Source organism: Pseudomonas sp. GM50 (assembly GCF_000282375.1).
In the GTDB taxonomy this organism is placed as follows: Bacteria; Pseudomonadota; Gammaproteobacteria; order Pseudomonadales; family Pseudomonadaceae; genus Aquipseudomonas.
Genome location: NZ_AKJK01000043.1, coordinates 1 through 16,935, shown reverse-complemented (window position 1 = coordinate 16,935; position 16,935 = coordinate 1). Strand labels below are relative to the sequence as shown.

Below are 16,935 nucleotides of genomic sequence, written 5' to 3'. Positions count from 1 at the left end.
AGAGCTGGTCGCCGCAGTGCGTTTTCACGGGGGCTTTGCTGCGTAACTTGGCATCACCGGCGCATCAGACACCGGAACCCACAATAACGACCTGCCGAGGAACCCGACATGAAACGACTGATCAGCAGCTGTGTTCTTGCACTCAGCGGTACCGCTTTCTTGAGCGCCAGCGTCATGGCGGCCGAACCCGCGTCGTGCCAGAACGTGCGCATGGGCGTAGTGAACTGGACCGACGTGATCGCCACCAGCGCCATGACCCAGGTGTTGCTCGACGGCCTCGGCTACAACACCAAACAGACCAGCGCCTCCCAGCAAATCATCTTCGCCGGCATTCGCGACCAGCGACTGGACGTGTTCCTCGGTTACTGGAACCCGCTGATGACCCAGACCATCACGCCGTTTGTCGATGCCAAGCAGGTCAAAGTGCTTGAAGCGCCAAGCCTCAAGGATGCTCGCGCCACCCTCGCCGTGCCGACTTACCTCGCCGACAAAGGCCTGAAAACCTTCGCCGACATCGCCAAGTTCGAAAAAGAACTGGGTGGCAAGATTTACGGCATCGAGCCTGGCTCGGGCGCCAACACCCAGATCAAGGCGATGATCACCAAGAATCAATTTGGCCTGGGCAAGTTCCAGCTGGTCGAGTCCAGCGAGGCCGGCATGCTGGCCGCGGTGGATCGCGCCGTGCGGCGCAAGGAAGCCGTGGTGTTCTTCGGTTGGGCCCCGCACCCGATGAACGTCAACGTGCAAATGACCTACCTCACCGGCAGCGAAGACGCCCTCGGCCCGAACGAAGGCATGGCCACCGTCTGGACAGTCACCGCGCCGAAATACGCCGAACAATGCCCGAACATTGGTCGTTTGCTGAGCAACCTGACCTACACCGCCGAAGACGAGAGCCGGATGATGCAGCCGCTGCTGGATCACAAAGACGCTTTCGAATCGGCGAAGCAATGGCTCAAGGATCACCCGCAAGACAAGCAACGCTGGCTCGAAGGCGTGACCACCTTCGATGGCAAACCGGCGGCTGAAAACCTGAAACTGACCAGTAAATAAACCGATTGAACGCCGATTCGCAGCCCGACGCGGGCTGCGAACGGAATCGTCACGCCCTGTGCCACACCCAAAAATCACGCCTGTAAGGAACCTGCCTCATGAACCACGACGTCATCATCACCTGCGCACTCACCGGTGCTGGCGACACGACCGCCAGAAGCCCACACGTGCCGGTCACCCCAAAACAAATCGCCGCGGCCGCCGTGGAAGCCGCCAAGGCCGGCGCTACCGTGGTTCACTGCCACGTTCGCGACCCGCAAACCGGCAAGTTCAGCCGTGACGTGGCGCTGTACCGCGAAGTGATGGAGCGTATCCGCGAGGCCGACGTCGACATCATCGTCAACCTCACCGCCGGCATGGGCGGCGACCTGGAAATCGGCGCGGGCGAGAACCCGATGGAGTTCGGCCCGAACACTGACCTGGTCGGCCCGTTGACCCGTCTCGCCCACGTCGAAGAACTGCTGCCGGAAATCTGCACCCTGGATTGCGGCACCCTGAACTTCGGCGACGGCGACACCATTTATGTGTCCACACCGGCGCAGCTGCGTGCTGGCGCCAAACGCATTCAAGAGCTGGGGGTGAAGGCCGAGCTGGAAATCTTCGACACCGGTCACCTGTGGTTCGCCAAACAGATGATCAAGGAAGGCCTGCTGGATAACCCGTTGTTCCAGCTGTGCCTGGGCATCCCGTGGGGCGCGCCGGCCGACACCACCACCATGAAAGCCATGGTCGACAACCTACCGGCCGACGCGGTCTGGGCCGGGTTTGGCATCGGTCGCATGCAAATGCCGATGGCGGCGCAAGCGGTGCTGCTCGGCGGCAACGTGCGGGTCGGTCTGGAAGACAACCTGTGGCTGGACAAGGGCGTATTGGCGACCAATGGCCAACTGGTCGAACGCGCCAGCGAAATCCTCAGCCGCCTCGGCGCCCGCGTTCTGACGCCGGCTGAAGGCCGGGCAAAAATGGGCCTGACCAAGCGCGGTTAACCCCCACACACAAAACCCTGTAGGAGCGAGGCTTGCCCGCGAAGGCGGTTTTCCTGCCGCCAGAGATGCGTTGGATGTACCGGCCTCTTCGCGGGCAAGCCTCGCTCCTACAGGGCTTACCAAAATTCTTTAGGACATCGCCATGAGCTTTATCACTGATATCAAAACCTTCGCAGCCCTGGGCAGCGGTGTCATCGGCAGCGGTTGGGTGTCCCGCGCCCTTGCCCACGGCCTCGACGTAGTGGCCTGGGATCCGGCGCCCGGTGCCGAAGCGGCCCTGCGCAAACGTGTCGCCAACGCCTGGGGCGCGCTGGAGAAGCAAGGCCTGGCACCCGGCGCGTCGCAGGATCGGCTGCGCTTTGTCGCAACCATCGAAGAATGCGTTCGCGATGCGGATTTCATTCAGGAAAGTGCTCCAGAACGACTGGATCTGAAACTGGAACTGCACAGCAAAATCAGCGCAGCGGCCAAGCCCAATGCCTTGATCGGCTCCAGTACTTCGGGGCTGTTGCCAAGCGAGTTCTACGAGAGCTCGACCCACCCGGAACGCTGCGTGGTCGGGCATCCGTTCAACCCGGTTTACCTGCTGCCGTTGGTGGAAGTGGTCGGTGGCAAAAATACCGCGCCGGAAGCGGTGCAAGCGGCAATGAAAGTTTACGAATCCTTAGGGATGCGCCCGCTGCATGTGCGCAAGGAAGTACCCGGTTTTATCGCCGACCGTTTGCTCGAAGCGCTGTGGCGTGAGGCGCTGCACCTGGTTAACGACGGTGTGGCGACCACCGGTGAAATCGACGATGCGATTCGTTTTGGCGCAGGCCTGCGCTGGTCGTTCATGGGTACTTTCCTGACTTACACCCTGGCGGGCGGCGACGCGGGCATGCGGCACTTCATGGCGCAGTTCGGGCCGGCGTTGCAGTTGCCCTGGACCTATCTGCCGGCACCGGAGCTGACCGACAAATTGATTGATGATGTGGTGGATGGCACCAGCGAGCAGTTGGGCAAGCACAGCATCTCGGCGCTGGAGCGCTATCGTGATGATTGCTTGCTGGCGGTACTGGAGGCGGTGAAAACCACCAAAGAGAAGCATGGAATGGCGTTCGCAGACTAAACGCCCCCCTGTAGGAGCGAGGCTTGCCCGCGAAGAACGATAACTCGGTCTACCTGATGCACCGTGTAATCGTTCTTCGCGGGCAAGCCTCGCTCCTACAGGCCTCAACCATTTCGGATGTGACATCATGCCCACCCTCACCACCTACCAAACCAAAATCATCCCCGATTGGGTCGACTACAACGGCCACCTGCGCGATGCCTTCTATCTGCTGATTTTCAGCTACGCCACCGACGCGCTGATGGATCGGCTGGGCATGGACAGCAACAACCGCGAAGCCAGCGGCAATTCGCTGTTCACCCTCGAGCTGCACCTCAACTACCTGCACGAAGTGAAGCTCGATGCCGACGTCGAGGTGCATACCCAGATCATCGGCCATGACCGCAAGCGCCTGCACCTCTACCACAGCCTGCATCTGGTGGGCGGTGACAAGGAGCTGGCGGGCAATGAACAAATGCTGCTGCACGTCGACCTTGCCGGGCCGCGATCCGCACCGTTCAGCGAAGAAACCTTGAGCAAGCTGCAAGCCATTGTCGCCGAGCAAGCCGACCTGCCCGCCCCCACCTGGATCGGCCGAGTGATTGCTTTACCCCCCGAAAAATAACAAGGAGCTCGTCATGAACACCGCCGCCGCTTTTGCCGATTTCCGCACCTACCCGTTGATCAGCGCGTTGACCGCCGTGCACACCCTGGCGGACCGAATTCAAGTGCAGTGGGCGGACGGTCGGGTCAGCCCTTTTCATCATCAATGGCTACGGGATAACTGCCCGTGCCCGCAGTGCGTCTACACGGTGACCCGCGAGCAAGTGCTGGAAATCGTCGATGTCGCGGAAAATCTGATCCCCACCAGCGCTCGAATCGATACCGATGGTTGCTTGTGTGTCGATTGGCAGGACGGCCACCTCAGCCGCTTCGACCCGGGCTGGCTGCGAGCCCACGCCTATGACGACGAAACCCGCGCCGAACGCCGGGCCGCCAAACCGAAAAGCAAGCTGTGGGACAGCCAGCTGAAGTTGCCGGTGTTCGACTATCAGGCGTTGATGGACGACAACGATGCCTTGCTGCAATGGCTGCTGGCCGTGCGCGACATCGGCCTGACTCAGGTTCGCGGCGTACCGACTGAGCCGGGCTCGCTGAAGCTGATCGCCCAACGGATTTCGTTCATTCGCGAGAGCAATTTCGGTGTGCTGTTCAACGTGCAATCCAAGGCCGACGCCGACAGCAATGCCTACACCGCCTTCAACCTGCCGCTGCACAGCGATCTGCCGACCCGGGAGTTGCAACCGGGGCTGCAATTTCTGCATTGCCTGGTCAATGACGCCGACGGTGGCGAGAGCATTTTCGTCGACGGTTTTGCCATCGCCCAAGCCTTGCGCCAGGAAGATCCCGAGGCGTTTCAAGCCTTGTGTGAAATTCCCGTGGAGTTCCGCAACAAGGACCGCCACAGCGACTACCGCTGTCTGGCGCCGATCATCGCCCTGGATGCTTTCGGGCAGGTGTCGGAAATCCGCATGGCGAACTTTCTGCGTGGGCCGTTCGATGCTTCAGTCGAGCAGATGCCCAAGCTGTATCGCGCTTACCGTCGCTTCATTGCGATGACCCGCGAGGCGCGTTTCCGGGTGGTGGCGCGGCTCAAACCCGGTGAGCTGTGGTGCTTCGACAACCGTCGCACCCTCCACGCCCGCAACGCTTTCGACCCCGCTACCGGCGCCCGGCATTTCCAGGGCTGCTATGTTGATCGGGATGAATTGCTGTCGCGGATTTTGGTGTTGCAAAGATAAACCGCGTCATCGTTCTTCGCGGGCAAGCCTCGCTCCTACAGGAATCACGCAAAACTCTGTAGGAGCGAGGCTTGCCCGCGAAAGCGTCAGCCCAATCAACACTTTCATCACTGATTCACAGGCAAAAAAAACCCCGATCAAGCCGTGACAGGATCGGAGCTGAGGAGGGTACTGTTGAGGAGCTGTTGCGCGAGGGTGACCAAACCTTCGTGAAGCCAGCTGAATCCAGTGTGCCCATTCCCATGCATGGCAAGTTAGCCGAAAACGACCTGTTCATAGGTATTGCGGCCATTGCGACAAATCGTCCTTGCCGCCATCCACAGCCCCTACCAGAATCGAGCCACGACACCGTTCCCTGAAGAAGGATTGCGTCATGATGCACGCCGATTTGATTGACCAGGAAGACCTGTTGGGCCAGCTGAAATCGTTGGGCTTTCAAGTACCGAGCGGCTCCACGGCCGAACAGGCTTGCGAGTGTGCGGTGCGAGGCTTGAACGATGAGCGGGCGATGACACTGCGCACCATGGTCAAGCAGATGTACACCAGCAGCGCGACCATCCTGCCGGCCGTGCGCCAGGCGATCGACAAACAATTGCTGCCGGCGCTGGCGGAGTATCAGCAGAGCCGTAGCGCCTGATAGATTGCCTTCGCGGGCAAGCCTCGCTCCTACAGGTTTGGCGTCGTATCGAACAATCGCGATCGACATCAATCCTGTAGGAGCGAGGCTTGCCCGCGAATGAAGCCCGCGCGGTCTAGAGCCTTACGCTCGCGAAAGTCGACTCATTGCGCGCCTGACTCAACGCCGACAGCGGCCCGGACAATGGCGACAGCACCAGTGCTTGCGGCAGCGGCATCATCGCCACTTGTTGTGTGGTGTTGGAACCCACGCGCTCGTCGCGCGGCGGAATGCCGAAGTATTCGCGGTAGCACTTGGAGAAGTGCGGCGTAGACACGAACCCACATACCGACGCCACTTCGATGATCGACATCGGCGTTTGCTTGAGCAGTTGCCGAGCGCGGATCAGGCGCAGTTTCAGGTAGTAACGCGACGGCGAGCAGTGCAGGTATTTCTGGAACAACCGCTCCAGCTGACGACGCGAAACGGCGACGTATACCGCCAATTCGTCGAGGTCGATCGGTTCTTCGAGGTTGGCTTCCATCAGCGCGACGATTTCCTGCAACTTCGGCTGGTTGGTGCCGAGCATGTGCTTGAGCGGCACGCGCTGGTGATCCTGCTCGTTGCGGATGCGCTCGTAGACGAACATTTCCGAGATCGCGGCCGACAGTTCACGACCGTGATCGCGGCTGATCAGGTGCAGCATCATGTCCAGCGGCGCGGTGCCGCCGGAGCTGGTGAAACGGTTACGGTCGAGGGTGAACAGTCGGGTGCTCATGGCTACCCGCGGGAAAGCTTCCTGCATCGACGCCAGGCATTCCCAGTGCACGCTGCAATCGAAACCGTCCAGCAGGCCGGCGCACGCCAGAGCCCAGCTACCGGTGCAGACCGCGCCGAGACGACGGGACTGACGCGCCTGGCTTTGCAGCCACGACACGTGCTCGCGGGTCACGGTACGCTGAATGCCGATACCGCCGCAGACGATGATGGTGTCCAGGGGAGGCGCTTTGTGCATGGAGGCGTCGGGGGTGATCTGCAGACCGTCACTGGCCCAGACCTGACCGCCATCGACGGTGAGTGTGGTCCAGCGATACAGCTCGCGGCCGGACAATTGGTTGGCCATGCGCAGAGGTTCTACTGCGGAGGCCAGAGAAATAAGCGTGAAATTGTCCAGCAGCAAAAAGCCGATGGATTGAGGCGCACGGTTCTGGGGTTGGGCCCCGGAGTTGAACGTCGTCATCGCGGTATCTCCTCACACAAAGCGGGTGATGGCCTCAGGCGGAGGCTCTTTTTATTGCCATCGTTCTCGCGTGGGAGACGGGCTTTGTAATGACAGAGCAATTGCCATGCCTAAAATTGAATGCGCGTTCAATAACTCCTGAAAACGACGTCGCGATGTGTCTAAATATGACATGCAGAGACGGGAGGTTATAAGTGCCATCAAGGGCCGCAGCCCCTCTGCCCCGTTGCGTGTGAGCAAATCGGTAGCACTTGTGGGAACAGGGCTGCGACCCTCTCCGGGAGAGTGTCACCGCAAGCACGGGTGACGGACGGTCAAGGCTGGTTTGGATCCCTGACCTTGGGTGAGGCGCTTATCTGTAAGCGACGCGCCAAAAGGTGGCGCGTTTTGGTGCGGGTGTTCACTTGCCGCGCAGTTTTGACTGGTCTGAAGCTAATGGGATCTCTGTGGCGAGGGGGCTTGCCCCCGTTGGGTCGCGCAGCGGCCCTGAAATCTTTACGACTGCTGCGCAGCCGAACGGGGGCAAGCCCCCTCGCCACAGGTCAACCCGGTCTCAACACTCAACCGCGCTAACCGCTAACCCACCGCGCGATGTCTCTTTATATTTGTCGTGCATGTCGGCACCGGTATCACGCATGGTGCGGATCACCCGGTCCAGCGAGATAAAGTGCTGACCGTCGCCGCGCAGCGCCATCTGCGCTGCGTTGATCGCTTTCACCGCGGCAATCGCATTGCGCTCGATGCACGGCACTTGCACCAGCCCGCCCACCGGGTCGCAGGTCAGGCCCAAGTTATGTTCCAGGCCGATTTCCGCCGCGTTGCACAGTTGCTCCGGTGTGGCACCGAGAATCTCCGCCAACCCGGCCGCCGCCATGGCGCAGGCCGAACCGACTTCCCCCTGGCACCCGACCTCGGCACCGGAAATCGAGGCGTTCTTCTTGCACAGAATCCCCACCGCTGCGGCACTGAGGAAGTAGTCGACCACGTTGGCGTCGGTCACTGCCTCGCTGAACTTCATGAAGTAGTGCAGCACCGCCGGAATGATTCCCGCCGCGCCGTTGGTCGGCGCCGTAACCATGCGCCCGCCAGCAGCGTTTTCTTCGTTGACCGCCAGGGCGAACAGGTTGACCCACTCCATGGCGCTCAAGGTCGAGCCGATCACGTTGGGCTTGTTCAACTCCTGCAGGCTACGGTGCAGTTTGGCTGCGCGACGACGCACATTCAGGCCGCCAGGCAGGATGCCTTCGTGCTTGAGGCCTTGCTCCACGCAATCTTGCATCGCGCGCCAGAGTTTCATCAGGCCGGCGCGAATTTCCTCTTCGCTGCGCCAGACTTTCTCGTTGGCCATCATCAGCTCTGCAACGCGCAGGTTGTGCTGCTTGCAGAGACTGAGCAGCTCGACGGCACTGGAGAAGTCGTAAGGCAGCACGGTGCGATCCAGATCCACCACGCCGCTGGAAGCCTGGGCCTCATCGACGACAAAACCGCCGCCGATGGAATAGTAGGTGTCGCGATGCAACTCGCCGTGATCGCCTTCGGCAACCAGGGTCATGGCGTTGGGATGGAACGGCAGGTTCTCGTCGATCAGGCGCATGTCCCGGGCCCAGATGAACGGGACCGACAAACGACTGTCGAGCAATAGCGTGCCGGTTTCACGCAGGGTCTCGATGCGGATGCCGATTTGCGACGGATCAATTGCGTCCGGCCATTCGCCCATCAACCCCATGATCACCGCGTTGTCGCTACCGTGACCGATGCCGGTGGCCGAAAGCGATCCATAAAGCTGAACTTCGACGCGACACACCTGCTCCAGAAGCCCCCGCTCGCGCAAATTCTGCACGAACAGCGCCGCGGCGCGCATAGGCCCCACGGTGTGCGAACTGGAAGGGCCGATGCCGATTTTGAACAAGTCGAAAACGCTGATAGCCATTACTGCTGAACTCCTGGATGTGCCTGCTCCAGGCGCAAAAGCGCCCAGTGACGGAGCTGCTACGCTCAAGCTGCAATCCGCCGAGATGGCCGCATCATCAGGCTTTTGTCATGTCGTTCAACGTCTCACACCGACGCACTCATGCTCGCTAGCGCCGCAGGCCGCTTACGCTGTGTTTTCGCCGTTTTCTTGCGGATCAGAGGGGCAAAACGGGCTGAAAAAAGCTGTAAACGACGTTACCGACACTGGATGCGACCATCCCTGTACTGGTTACGACGCACCCTGTAGGCGTCAGATTTTCACTGGTACATGATCGTATCGACTCGATTGCAAGGCGCCGTGGTAGAGCTGTCTCCAAAACGCCATCCAACCGCAACAGATAAGTGCGGTGGTCCAGTCGGAACACTGCCAAAAAAAACACCAAGGAGTCGCCCCTTATGAAAGGTTCCCCGTCGTTGTTGTTGGCCGCCATGCTGAGTCTGCCGTTTCTGGCTCAAGCCGCAGAACCGGCCCAATGCAGCACCGTAAACTTCTCCGATGTCGGCTGGACGGACATTACCGTCACTACCGCCACTACCAGCGTCGTTCTCGATGCCCTGGGCTACAAGACCAAGACCACGATGATTTCCGTGCCAGTGACCTACAAGTCCCTGGCCGACGGCAAGAACATGGACGTGTTCCTCGGCAACTGGATGCCGACCATGGAAAACGACATCAAGGCCTACCGCGATGCCGGCACCGTGGACACCCTGCGCGCTAATCTGGAAAACGCAAAATACACACTCGCCGTCCCCGAAGAGTTGTATAACAAAGGTCTGAAAGATTTCGCCGACATCGCCAAGTTCAAGAAAGAACTCGACGGCAAGATCTATGGCATCGAACCGGGTAACGACGGCAACCGCCTGATCCAGAGCATGATCGACAAGAACGCCTTCGGCCTGAAAGACGCCGGCTTCAAGGTGGTCGAGTCCAGCGAGGCAGGCATGCTCTCGCAAGTCGATCGCGCCCAGCGCCGCAACACCGCCGTGGTGTTCCTGGGCTGGGAACCGCACCCGATGAACACGCGTTTCAAGATGAAGTACCTGACTGGCGGCGACGAATACTTCGGCCCGAACTTCGGCCAGGCGACCATCTACACCAACACCCGCAAGGGTTACGCACAGGAATGCAACAACGTTGGTCAGTTGCTGAAAAACCTGGTGTTTACCCTCGACATGGAAAGCACGCTGATGGGCAACGTCCTGGACGACAAAATGAAACCTGACGCGGCCGCCAAGGCCTGGCTGAAGAAGAATCCACAGGTGCTCGATACCTGGCTTGCTGGCGTGACCACCATTGACGGTAAACCTGGCCTGGAGGCCGTGAAAGCCAAGCTTGCGCAGTAATGCTTACGCCGGGCGAGTTCGCTCGCCCGGGCTGTTTATTCCCTTGCATGCGGACGTTCACTACCATGCTGATTGATCAGAAAATACCTTTAGGCCAGTACATCGCGGGCTTCGTTGAATGGTTGACGCAAAACGGCGCCAGCACCTTCGACGCAATCGCCGTGTCACTGGAAACGATGATCCACGGCGTGACTTTTGCGCTGACCTGGTTCAACCCGCTGGCATTGATCGGCCTCATCGCGCTACTGGCACACTTCATCCAACGCAAATGGGGCCTGACCGTTTTCGTCATCGCCTCCTTTCTGCTGATCCTCAATCTGGGGTACTGGCAGGAAACCATGGAAACCCTCGCCCAGGTGTTGTTCGCCACCCTGGTGTGCGTGCTGATCGGCGTGCCGTTGGGCATCGTCGCCGCGCACAAACCGATGTTCTACACAGTGATGCGGCCGGTGCTCGATCTGATGCAGACCGTGCCGACCTTCGTGTACCTCATTCCTACCCTGACCCTCTTCGGTCTGGGTGTGGTCCCGGGTCTGATCTCGACGGTGGTGTTCGCGATTGCCGCGCCCATCCGCCTGACCTACCTGGGTATCCGCGATGTTCCAGACGAACTGATGGACGCCGGCAAGGCCTTTGGCTGCTCGCGCCGTCAACTGCTCTCGCGAATTGAACTGCCCCACGCCATGCCAAGCATCGCGGCCGGTATCACCCAGTGCATCATGCTGTCGTTGTCGATGGTGGTGATTGCGGCACTGGTGGGCGCCGATGGCCTGGGCAAACCCGTGGTCAACGCACTGAACACTGCTGATATCGCCCTGGGCTTCGAAGCAGGCCTGGCGATCGTACTGCTGGCGATCATGCTCGACCGTATCTGCAAACAACCCGACGCTAAAGTAGGGGGTGACGCATGAGCATTATTCGCTTCGAAGACGTGGACGTGATCTTCTCCAAAGACCCGCGCGCGGCCCTCAAACTCCTCGACCAGGGCATGACCCGCAACGAGATTCTGAAAAAGACCGGGCAAATCGTCGGTGTCGAAAAGGCCAGCCTGGACATCGAAAAAGGTGAAATCTGCGTACTGATGGGTCTGTCCGGCTCCGGTAAATCCAGCCTGCTGCGTTGCATCAACGGCCTCAACACCGTCAGCCGTGGCAAGTTGTTCGTCGAGCACGAAGGCAAGCAGATCGACATCGCCTCGTGTACGCCGGCGGAACTGAAAATGATGCGCACCAAGCGCATCGCGATGGTGTTCCAGAAGTTCGCCCTGATGCCTTGGCTGACGGTGCGCGAGAACATCAGCTTCGGTCTGGAAATGCAGGGTCGCCCCGAGAAGGAACGCCGCAAACTGGTGGACGAGAAGCTTGAGCTGGTGGGCCTGACCCAGTGGCGCAACAAGAAACCCAATGAGCTCTCCGGTGGCATGCAACAGCGTGTCGGTCTGGCCCGAGCACTGGCGATGGACGCCGACATTCTGCTGATGGACGAACCGTTCTCGGCCCTCGACCCGCTGATTCGCCAAGGTCTGCAAGACGAACTGCTGGAGCTGCAACGCAAACTGAGCAAGACCATCGTTTTCGTGAGTCACGACCTCGATGAAGCCCTGAAGCTCGGCAGCCGTATTGCGATCATGAAGGACGGCCGGATCATCCAGTACAGCAAACCGGAAGAAATCGTCCTCAACCCTGCGGATGATTACGTGCGTACCTTCGTCGCCCACACCAACCCGCTGAACGTATTGTGTGGTCGCAGCCTGATGCGCACCCTGGACAACTGCAAACGCATCAACGGTTCGGTGTGCCTGGATCCGGGCGGCGATTCGTGGCTGGACCTGGCAGAGGGCAACACCATCAAAGGCGCACGCCAGAACGGCTCGAGCCTGGACCTGCAGAACTGGATACCAGGGCAAGCGGTTGAAGGTTTGGGGCGTCGGCCAACACTGGTGGACTCCAACATCGGCATGCGCGATGCGCTGCAGATTCGTTACCAGACCGGCAACAAGCTGGTGTTGCACGACAACAACAAGGTTGTCGGGATCCTTGGCGACAGCGAGTTGTATCACGCGCTACTCGGCAAGAACCTGGGGTAAGAAGCAACAGACACAAAAACGCCGCGAGAGATCGCGGCGTTTTTGTTTGCGGGATATCGGGTCATGCAGTTTTGCGGCTGATGACCCCTTCGCGAGCAAGCCCGCTCCCACAGGTTAGGGGTTGAATCATAAATAGGTGATCAACCGAATACCTGTAGGAGCGAGGCTTGCCCGCGAAGAATACGACGCGGTATCACTGGAACACCGCGCCACTCACCTATTAGCTATAAACCCGGCCAAGCAACTGCCGATGGCTTTCAAACTGATCGAGCACGTCACGAGTGATCTGATCCTGCGTGAAGCCCATCAAGTCGTAATCCTGGCTGCCGTTGTGCAGGTACACCTCGGCGCGGTAGTAACGTGCGCGCGGTTCATCAGCGCTTTCAGCAGACACCGTGTCGCTCGCCGCCGCCAGATAACCGTCCAGGCTCACTTCGTAGACAAAAGGGTTGCCCTCTTCCATCTCGATCCGCACGCCCATGCAGCGTTTCGACTTGCCCAGCAACGTCTGCACATCCAGGCCCTGAGCACGCAATTGCACAGCGGCGTCTTCCAGCGCCGGGCTGACTTGCTTGTCCATGAAACGCTGAACGATCGATTGGTTCGGTTGCAGGTCCAGCTGGGTCAGACGCTCGCTGAAACCACGACGACCACGCGCTGCCAGTTCCGCTTGCTCCTGTTCGATTTGCACGTCCTGGCGCATGGCCTTGTGCAAGCCAAACATGAAGAACACCAGCACTACGGAGAACGGCAGACCGGCCAGCACCACCATGGTTTGCATGGCTTCGAAGTTACCGGCGAACAACAGACCGATGGTCACCAGAGTGATCACTGCCGACCAGAAAATCCGCAGCCAGTGCGGCGCATCTTCGTCAACATTGCCGCCCTTGCAGGAAAGGTTGGCCATCATCACCGCGCCGGAATCCGCCGGGGTCAGGAACAGCACGAAGCCGACAAAAATCGACACGCCGATCACGATCTTCGACGCTGGATAATGCTCAAGCAACTGGTAGATCGCCATCGACGGCTGTTCCAGCGCCGTCTTCCCGAGTTCCACCGCCCCATGGTTCATCACCAGGTCCAGGGCCGAGTTACCGAAGATCGACAGCCATGCCAGGGTGAAGCCCAGCGGAATCAGCAACACGCCGGCCACCAACTCACGCACCGTGCGACCACGGGAAATACGCGCGATGAACATGCCGACAAATGGGGCCCAGGAAATCCACCAGGCCCAGTAGAACAGAGTCCACAGGCCCAACCAGCGGTCAGACTTCTCACTGTCGCCTTCGTACACGTAGAGGTCGAAGGTCTTCAGCACCACGCCGTTCAAGTAGTCGCCGATGTTCTGCACAAAGCCGTTAAGCAGGTGCAGGGTCGGGCCGAACAGCAGCACGAAAATCAGCAGGCCGCTGAACAACACGATGTTCAAGTTGGACAGGCGGCGAATACCGTTTTCCACGCCAGACACAGCGGCGATGGTCGCCACGGTGCTCATCACAATGATCACGATCAGCAGGTTGGTGTTGCTGTGCTCCATGCCGAACAGGTTTTCCAGCCCCGACGACACTTGCAGCGAACCGATCCCCAGGTTCGTCACCAGCCCCAGCAGGGTCACGAACATGCCGAAGCCGTCCACCGCATGACCGGCCGCGCCTTTGACCCAACGCTCGCCGACCAGCGGATACAGCGCCGACCGCAACGCCAGCGGCTGGTTATGACGGTAGGCAAAGTACGCCACGGCCAGGCCGACCAGTGCGTAGATCGCCCAGCCATGCAGGCCCCAATGCAGGAATGTCAGTTGCACCGCCTGACGGGCCGCAAGGTTGCTGCCGGCCACGCCTTCCGGCGGATTGAAATAGTGGTCCAGCGGCTCGGATGCACCGAAGTACAGCAAGGAAATGCCGATGCCCGACGAGAACAGCATCCCCGCCCAGGCGCCGTAGCTGAAGTCAGGAGTATCGTCCTTGCTGCCCAGTTTGAGTTTGCCGTAGGACGAAAACGCCAGGCCAACCACAAAAACCAGGTAGGCGGCGATCACCACCATGTAATACCAGCCGAAGCTGCGGGACAACCACGCCTGGGCAATGCCGAGCATTCTGCCGGCCTCTTGCGGGGCGATGATCAGAATGGCGGTCAACAGCAGAATCAACGCGGTAGAGGTGTAGAACACCCAACCGTTGACCGTCACCTTCTCGGGTGGGGTCTTTATTAGAGAGGCAGAACTCATGGCACAGATGCTCCAGGCAGTGCGAGAGAAGAACACAAGGCAACGCGTTACCCGACCAATCGGTTAGTTGGCAGCCGACCGGCGGGTGATATAAAGACACCCCGAAAAAAGCCCGAAACCCTTGGAACGCCTGTGCGTATAGGTTTCGAGCATTTTTGGATGTCGGGTTATCGCCATTTACACGTAGGAAAAATCTGTAAGCAGCGACGATTTGTCGCAGATCTTATTCTTTGTTGATTGAACGTTCAATCAAAACAAAATAGACTGGCCCTCAACCCGGTAGCCGTTATTCGTCTACGGGAAGGCCTAAGGAGATGTGCAAGATGCCCAAGGTCGGTATGCAACCCATCCGCCGCCAGCAATTGATCGAAGCCACGCTACAGGCCGTCGATCAGGTCGGCATGGGGGACGCCAGCATTGCGCTGATCGCCCGTTTGGCCGGTGTCTCGAATGGCATCATCAGTCACTACTTTCAGGACAAGAACGGCCTGATCGCCGCCACGGCGCAGTATCTGATGAGTGTCCTCAGCGAGAACGTCACCGCGCGCCGTCAGGCGCTGGAGGACACCAGCCCACGGGCTCACCTTCAGGTGATTATCGAAGGCAACTTCGACGCCAGCCAAGTCAATGGCCCGGCAATGAAAACCTGGCTGGCCTTCTGGGCCACCAGCATGCATCACCCGTCATTGCACAGGTTGCAGCGGATCAACGATCACCGTCTGTATTCCAACCTGTGCTGCCAGTTCCGCCGTGTGTTGCCGCTTGATCAAGCGCGCAGCGCCGCCCGCGGCCTGGCAGCCCTCATTGATGGTTTGTGGTTGCGCGGCGCGCTGTCGGGAGATGCTTTCGACACCGGGCAGGCGCACCAGATCGCTTACGAATACATGGATTTCCAACTGGCCAAGCAGGTGAGTTAGAGCACACAGAACCGCTCAGCACCTGAACCGCCACTGACCAGCGTTGCCAAGGCTTTACGGCACGCCCGGTGGTTAACGCCAACTAACTTATGCACTTGCGAGGACTTTATGGCCCGTTTCGAACTGCAAAAACTCTACATCGATGGCGGCTACAGTGACGCCAGCAGCGACGCCACTTTCGAAGCCATCAACCCGGCTAACGGTGAAGTCCTCGCAACCGTACAACGTGCGACCCAGTCAGACGTTGAGCGCGCTGTGGTCAGCGCCGAAAAGGGCCAGAAAATCTGGGCTGCAATGACTGCCATGGAGCGTTCGCGCATCCTGCGTCGTGCCGTCGACATCCTGCGCGAGCGCAACGATGAACTGGCCGCCCTGGAAACCCTGGACACCGGCAAGGCGTACTCCGAAACCCGTTACGTCGACATCGTTACCGGCGCTGACGTGCTGGAGTACTACGCAGGCCTGGTGCCGGCCATCGAAGGCGAACAGATTCCGCTGCGCACCACGTCTTTCGTCTACACCCGTCGCGAGCCGCTGGGTGTCGTGGCCGGTATCGGCGCGTGGAACTACCCGATCCAGATCGCTTTGTGGAAATCCGCACCGGCCCTGGCAGCCGGTAACGCAATGATCTTCAAGCCAAGCGAAGTCACCTCCCTGACCACGCTGAAACTGGCCGAGATCTACACCGAAGCAGGCCTGCCAGCCGGCGTGTTCAACGTACTGACCGGCAGCGGCCGTGAAGTCGGTACCTGGCTGACCGAGCATCCGCGCATCGAAAAAATCTCCTTCACCGGCGGCACCGACACCGGCAAGAAGGTCATGGCCAGCGCTTCCGCCTCGTCGCTCAAAGACGTGACCATGGAACTGGGCGGCAAATCCCCGCTGATCATTTTCGACGACGCCGACCTCGATCGCGCCGCCGACACCGCGATGATGGCCAACTTCTACAGCTCCGGTCAGGTCTGCACCAACGGCACTCGCGTGTTCGTACCGAGCCACCTGAAAGCCGCGTTCGAAGCCAAGATCGTTGAGCGCGTTGCCCGCATTCGCGTCGGCAACCCGCAAGACGAGAACACCAACTTCGGCCCGCTGGTCAGCTTCGCCCACATGGAAAGCGTGCTGGGTTACATCGCCAAAGGTAAGGAAGAAGGCGCCCGCCTGCTGTGCGGCGGCGATCGTCTGACCGACGGCGAATTCGCCAAAGGCGCGTTCGTGGCACCGACCGTGTTCACCGACTGCACCGACGAGATGACCATCGTTCGCGAAGAAATCTTCGGCCCGGTGATGAGCATCCTGAGCTACGAAACCGAAGAAGAAGTGATCCGTCGCGCCAACGACACCGAGTTCGGCCTGGCCGCTGGCGTCGTCACCAAAGACCTGAATCGCGCTCACCGTGTGATCCATCAACTGGAAGCCGGTATCTGCTGGATCAACGCCTGGGGCGAGTCCGACGCCAAGATGCCGGTCGGCGGCTACAAGCAGTCGGGTGTGGGGCGTGAGAACGGCATCAGCTCGCTGAACAACTTCACACGCATCAAATCGGTACAGGTCGAACTGGGCGATTACGCCTCGGTGTTCTAAGGCCCGAGTCTTGTGTTGCCCGCGA

General features: G+C 59.8%; 14 protein-coding genes. 11 read left to right on the top strand and 3 right to left on the bottom strand.

Annotated features, from left to right (window positions below):
* Nucleotides 1-108: 108 nt before the first annotated feature.
* The 6 genes from PMI30_RS20410 to PMI30_RS20435 all read left to right on the top strand — a co-directional run bounded on the left by PMI30_RS20410 (nt 109) and on the right by PMI30_RS20435 (nt 5,565).
* The gene (locus PMI30_RS20410; RefSeq protein WP_008008108.1) at nt 109-1,053 is read left to right on the top strand and encodes a choline ABC transporter substrate-binding protein; all 945 of its coding nucleotides are present in this window, start codon (nt 109-111) and stop codon (nt 1,051-1,053) included.
* 98 nt (nt 1,054-1,151) lie between these two features.
* Nucleotides 1,152-2,039: a 3-keto-5-aminohexanoate cleavage protein gene (locus PMI30_RS20415; protein ID WP_008008106.1), complete on the top strand. Its 888-nt coding sequence runs from the start codon at nt 1,152-1,154 to the stop codon at nt 2,037-2,039.
* A 142-nt stretch (nt 2,040-2,181) separates the two neighbouring features.
* Nucleotides 2,182-3,147 carry an L-carnitine dehydrogenase gene (locus tag PMI30_RS20420; RefSeq protein ID WP_008008096.1) on the top strand — a complete coding sequence of 322 codons (966 nt, stop codon included), beginning with the start codon at nt 2,182-2,184 and terminating at the stop codon, nt 3,145-3,147.
* A 127-nt stretch (nt 3,148-3,274) separates the two neighbouring features.
* Nucleotides 3,275-3,751, top strand: coding sequence for a thioesterase family protein (locus PMI30_RS20425; RefSeq protein ID WP_008008094.1), 477 nt, complete (start codon nt 3,275-3,277; stop codon nt 3,749-3,751).
* A gap of 13 nt (nt 3,752-3,764) precedes the next feature.
* A complete protein-coding gene (locus PMI30_RS20430) occupies nt 3,765-4,928 on the top strand; it encodes a gamma-butyrobetaine dioxygenase (protein ID WP_008008093.1) in 1,164 nt (387 codons plus the stop codon).
* Between the two features lie 373 nt (nt 4,929-5,301).
* Nucleotides 5,302-5,565 carry a hypothetical protein gene (locus PMI30_RS20435; RefSeq protein WP_007937979.1) on the top strand — a complete coding sequence of 88 codons (264 nt, stop codon included), beginning with the start codon at nt 5,302-5,304 and terminating at the stop codon, nt 5,563-5,565.
* A 115-nt stretch (nt 5,566-5,680) separates the two neighbouring features.
* On the opposite strand, the gene PMI30_RS20440 is transcribed toward PMI30_RS20435, so the two are convergent.
* Both PMI30_RS20440 and PMI30_RS20445 read right to left on the bottom strand, forming a co-directional pair.
* Complete coding sequence (locus tag PMI30_RS20440) at nt 5,681-6,784, bottom strand: GlxA family transcriptional regulator (protein WP_007907526.1); 1,104 nt, start codon at nt 6,782-6,784, stop codon at nt 5,681-5,683.
* A 553-nt stretch (nt 6,785-7,337) separates the two neighbouring features.
* On the bottom strand, nt 7,338-8,714 hold the full coding sequence (locus PMI30_RS20445) for an L-serine ammonia-lyase (protein ID WP_008008090.1): 1,377 nt from the start codon (nt 8,712-8,714) through the stop codon (nt 7,338-7,340).
* Nucleotides 8,715-9,151: 437 nt separating this feature from the next.
* On the opposite strand from PMI30_RS20445, the gene PMI30_RS20450 reads away from it, so the two are divergent.
* The 3 genes from PMI30_RS20450 (at nt 9,152) to choV (ending at nt 12,185) form a co-directional block, all read left to right on the top strand.
* Nucleotides 9,152-10,099, top strand: coding sequence for a choline ABC transporter substrate-binding protein (locus tag PMI30_RS20450; RefSeq protein ID WP_008008089.1), 948 nt, complete (start codon nt 9,152-9,154; stop codon nt 10,097-10,099).
* 65 nt (nt 10,100-10,164) lie between these two features.
* Nucleotides 10,165-11,010 carry a choline ABC transporter permease subunit gene (choW, locus tag PMI30_RS20455; RefSeq protein WP_007907521.1) on the top strand — a complete coding sequence of 282 codons (846 nt, stop codon included), beginning with the start codon at nt 10,165-10,167 and terminating at the stop codon, nt 11,008-11,010.
* A complete protein-coding gene (gene choV / locus PMI30_RS20460) occupies nt 11,007-12,185 on the top strand; it encodes a choline ABC transporter ATP-binding protein (protein WP_008008084.1) in 1,179 nt (392 codons plus the stop codon). The genes choW and choV overlap by 4 nt, the downstream gene beginning before the upstream one ends.
* A 220-nt stretch (nt 12,186-12,405) precedes the next feature.
* On the opposite strand, the gene PMI30_RS20465 is transcribed toward choV, so the two are convergent.
* Nucleotides 12,406-14,355 (bottom strand): BCCT family transporter, encoded by a 1,950-nt coding sequence (locus tag PMI30_RS20465; protein ID WP_238541979.1) that lies wholly within the window; start codon nt 14,353-14,355, stop codon nt 12,406-12,408.
* Nucleotides 14,356-14,735: 380 nt separating this feature from the next.
* Here PMI30_RS20465 and betI point away from each other — a divergent pair, with 380 nt between their 5' ends.
* Nucleotides 14,736-15,329 carry a transcriptional regulator BetI gene (gene betI, locus PMI30_RS20470; protein WP_008008079.1) on the top strand — a complete coding sequence of 198 codons (594 nt, stop codon included), beginning with the start codon at nt 14,736-14,738 and terminating at the stop codon, nt 15,327-15,329.
* Between the two features lie 108 nt (nt 15,330-15,437).
* A complete protein-coding gene (betB, locus tag PMI30_RS20475; protein WP_008008077.1) occupies nt 15,438-16,910 on the top strand; it encodes a betaine-aldehyde dehydrogenase in 1,473 nt (490 codons plus the stop codon).
* Nucleotides 16,911-16,935: the final 25 nt, after the last annotated feature.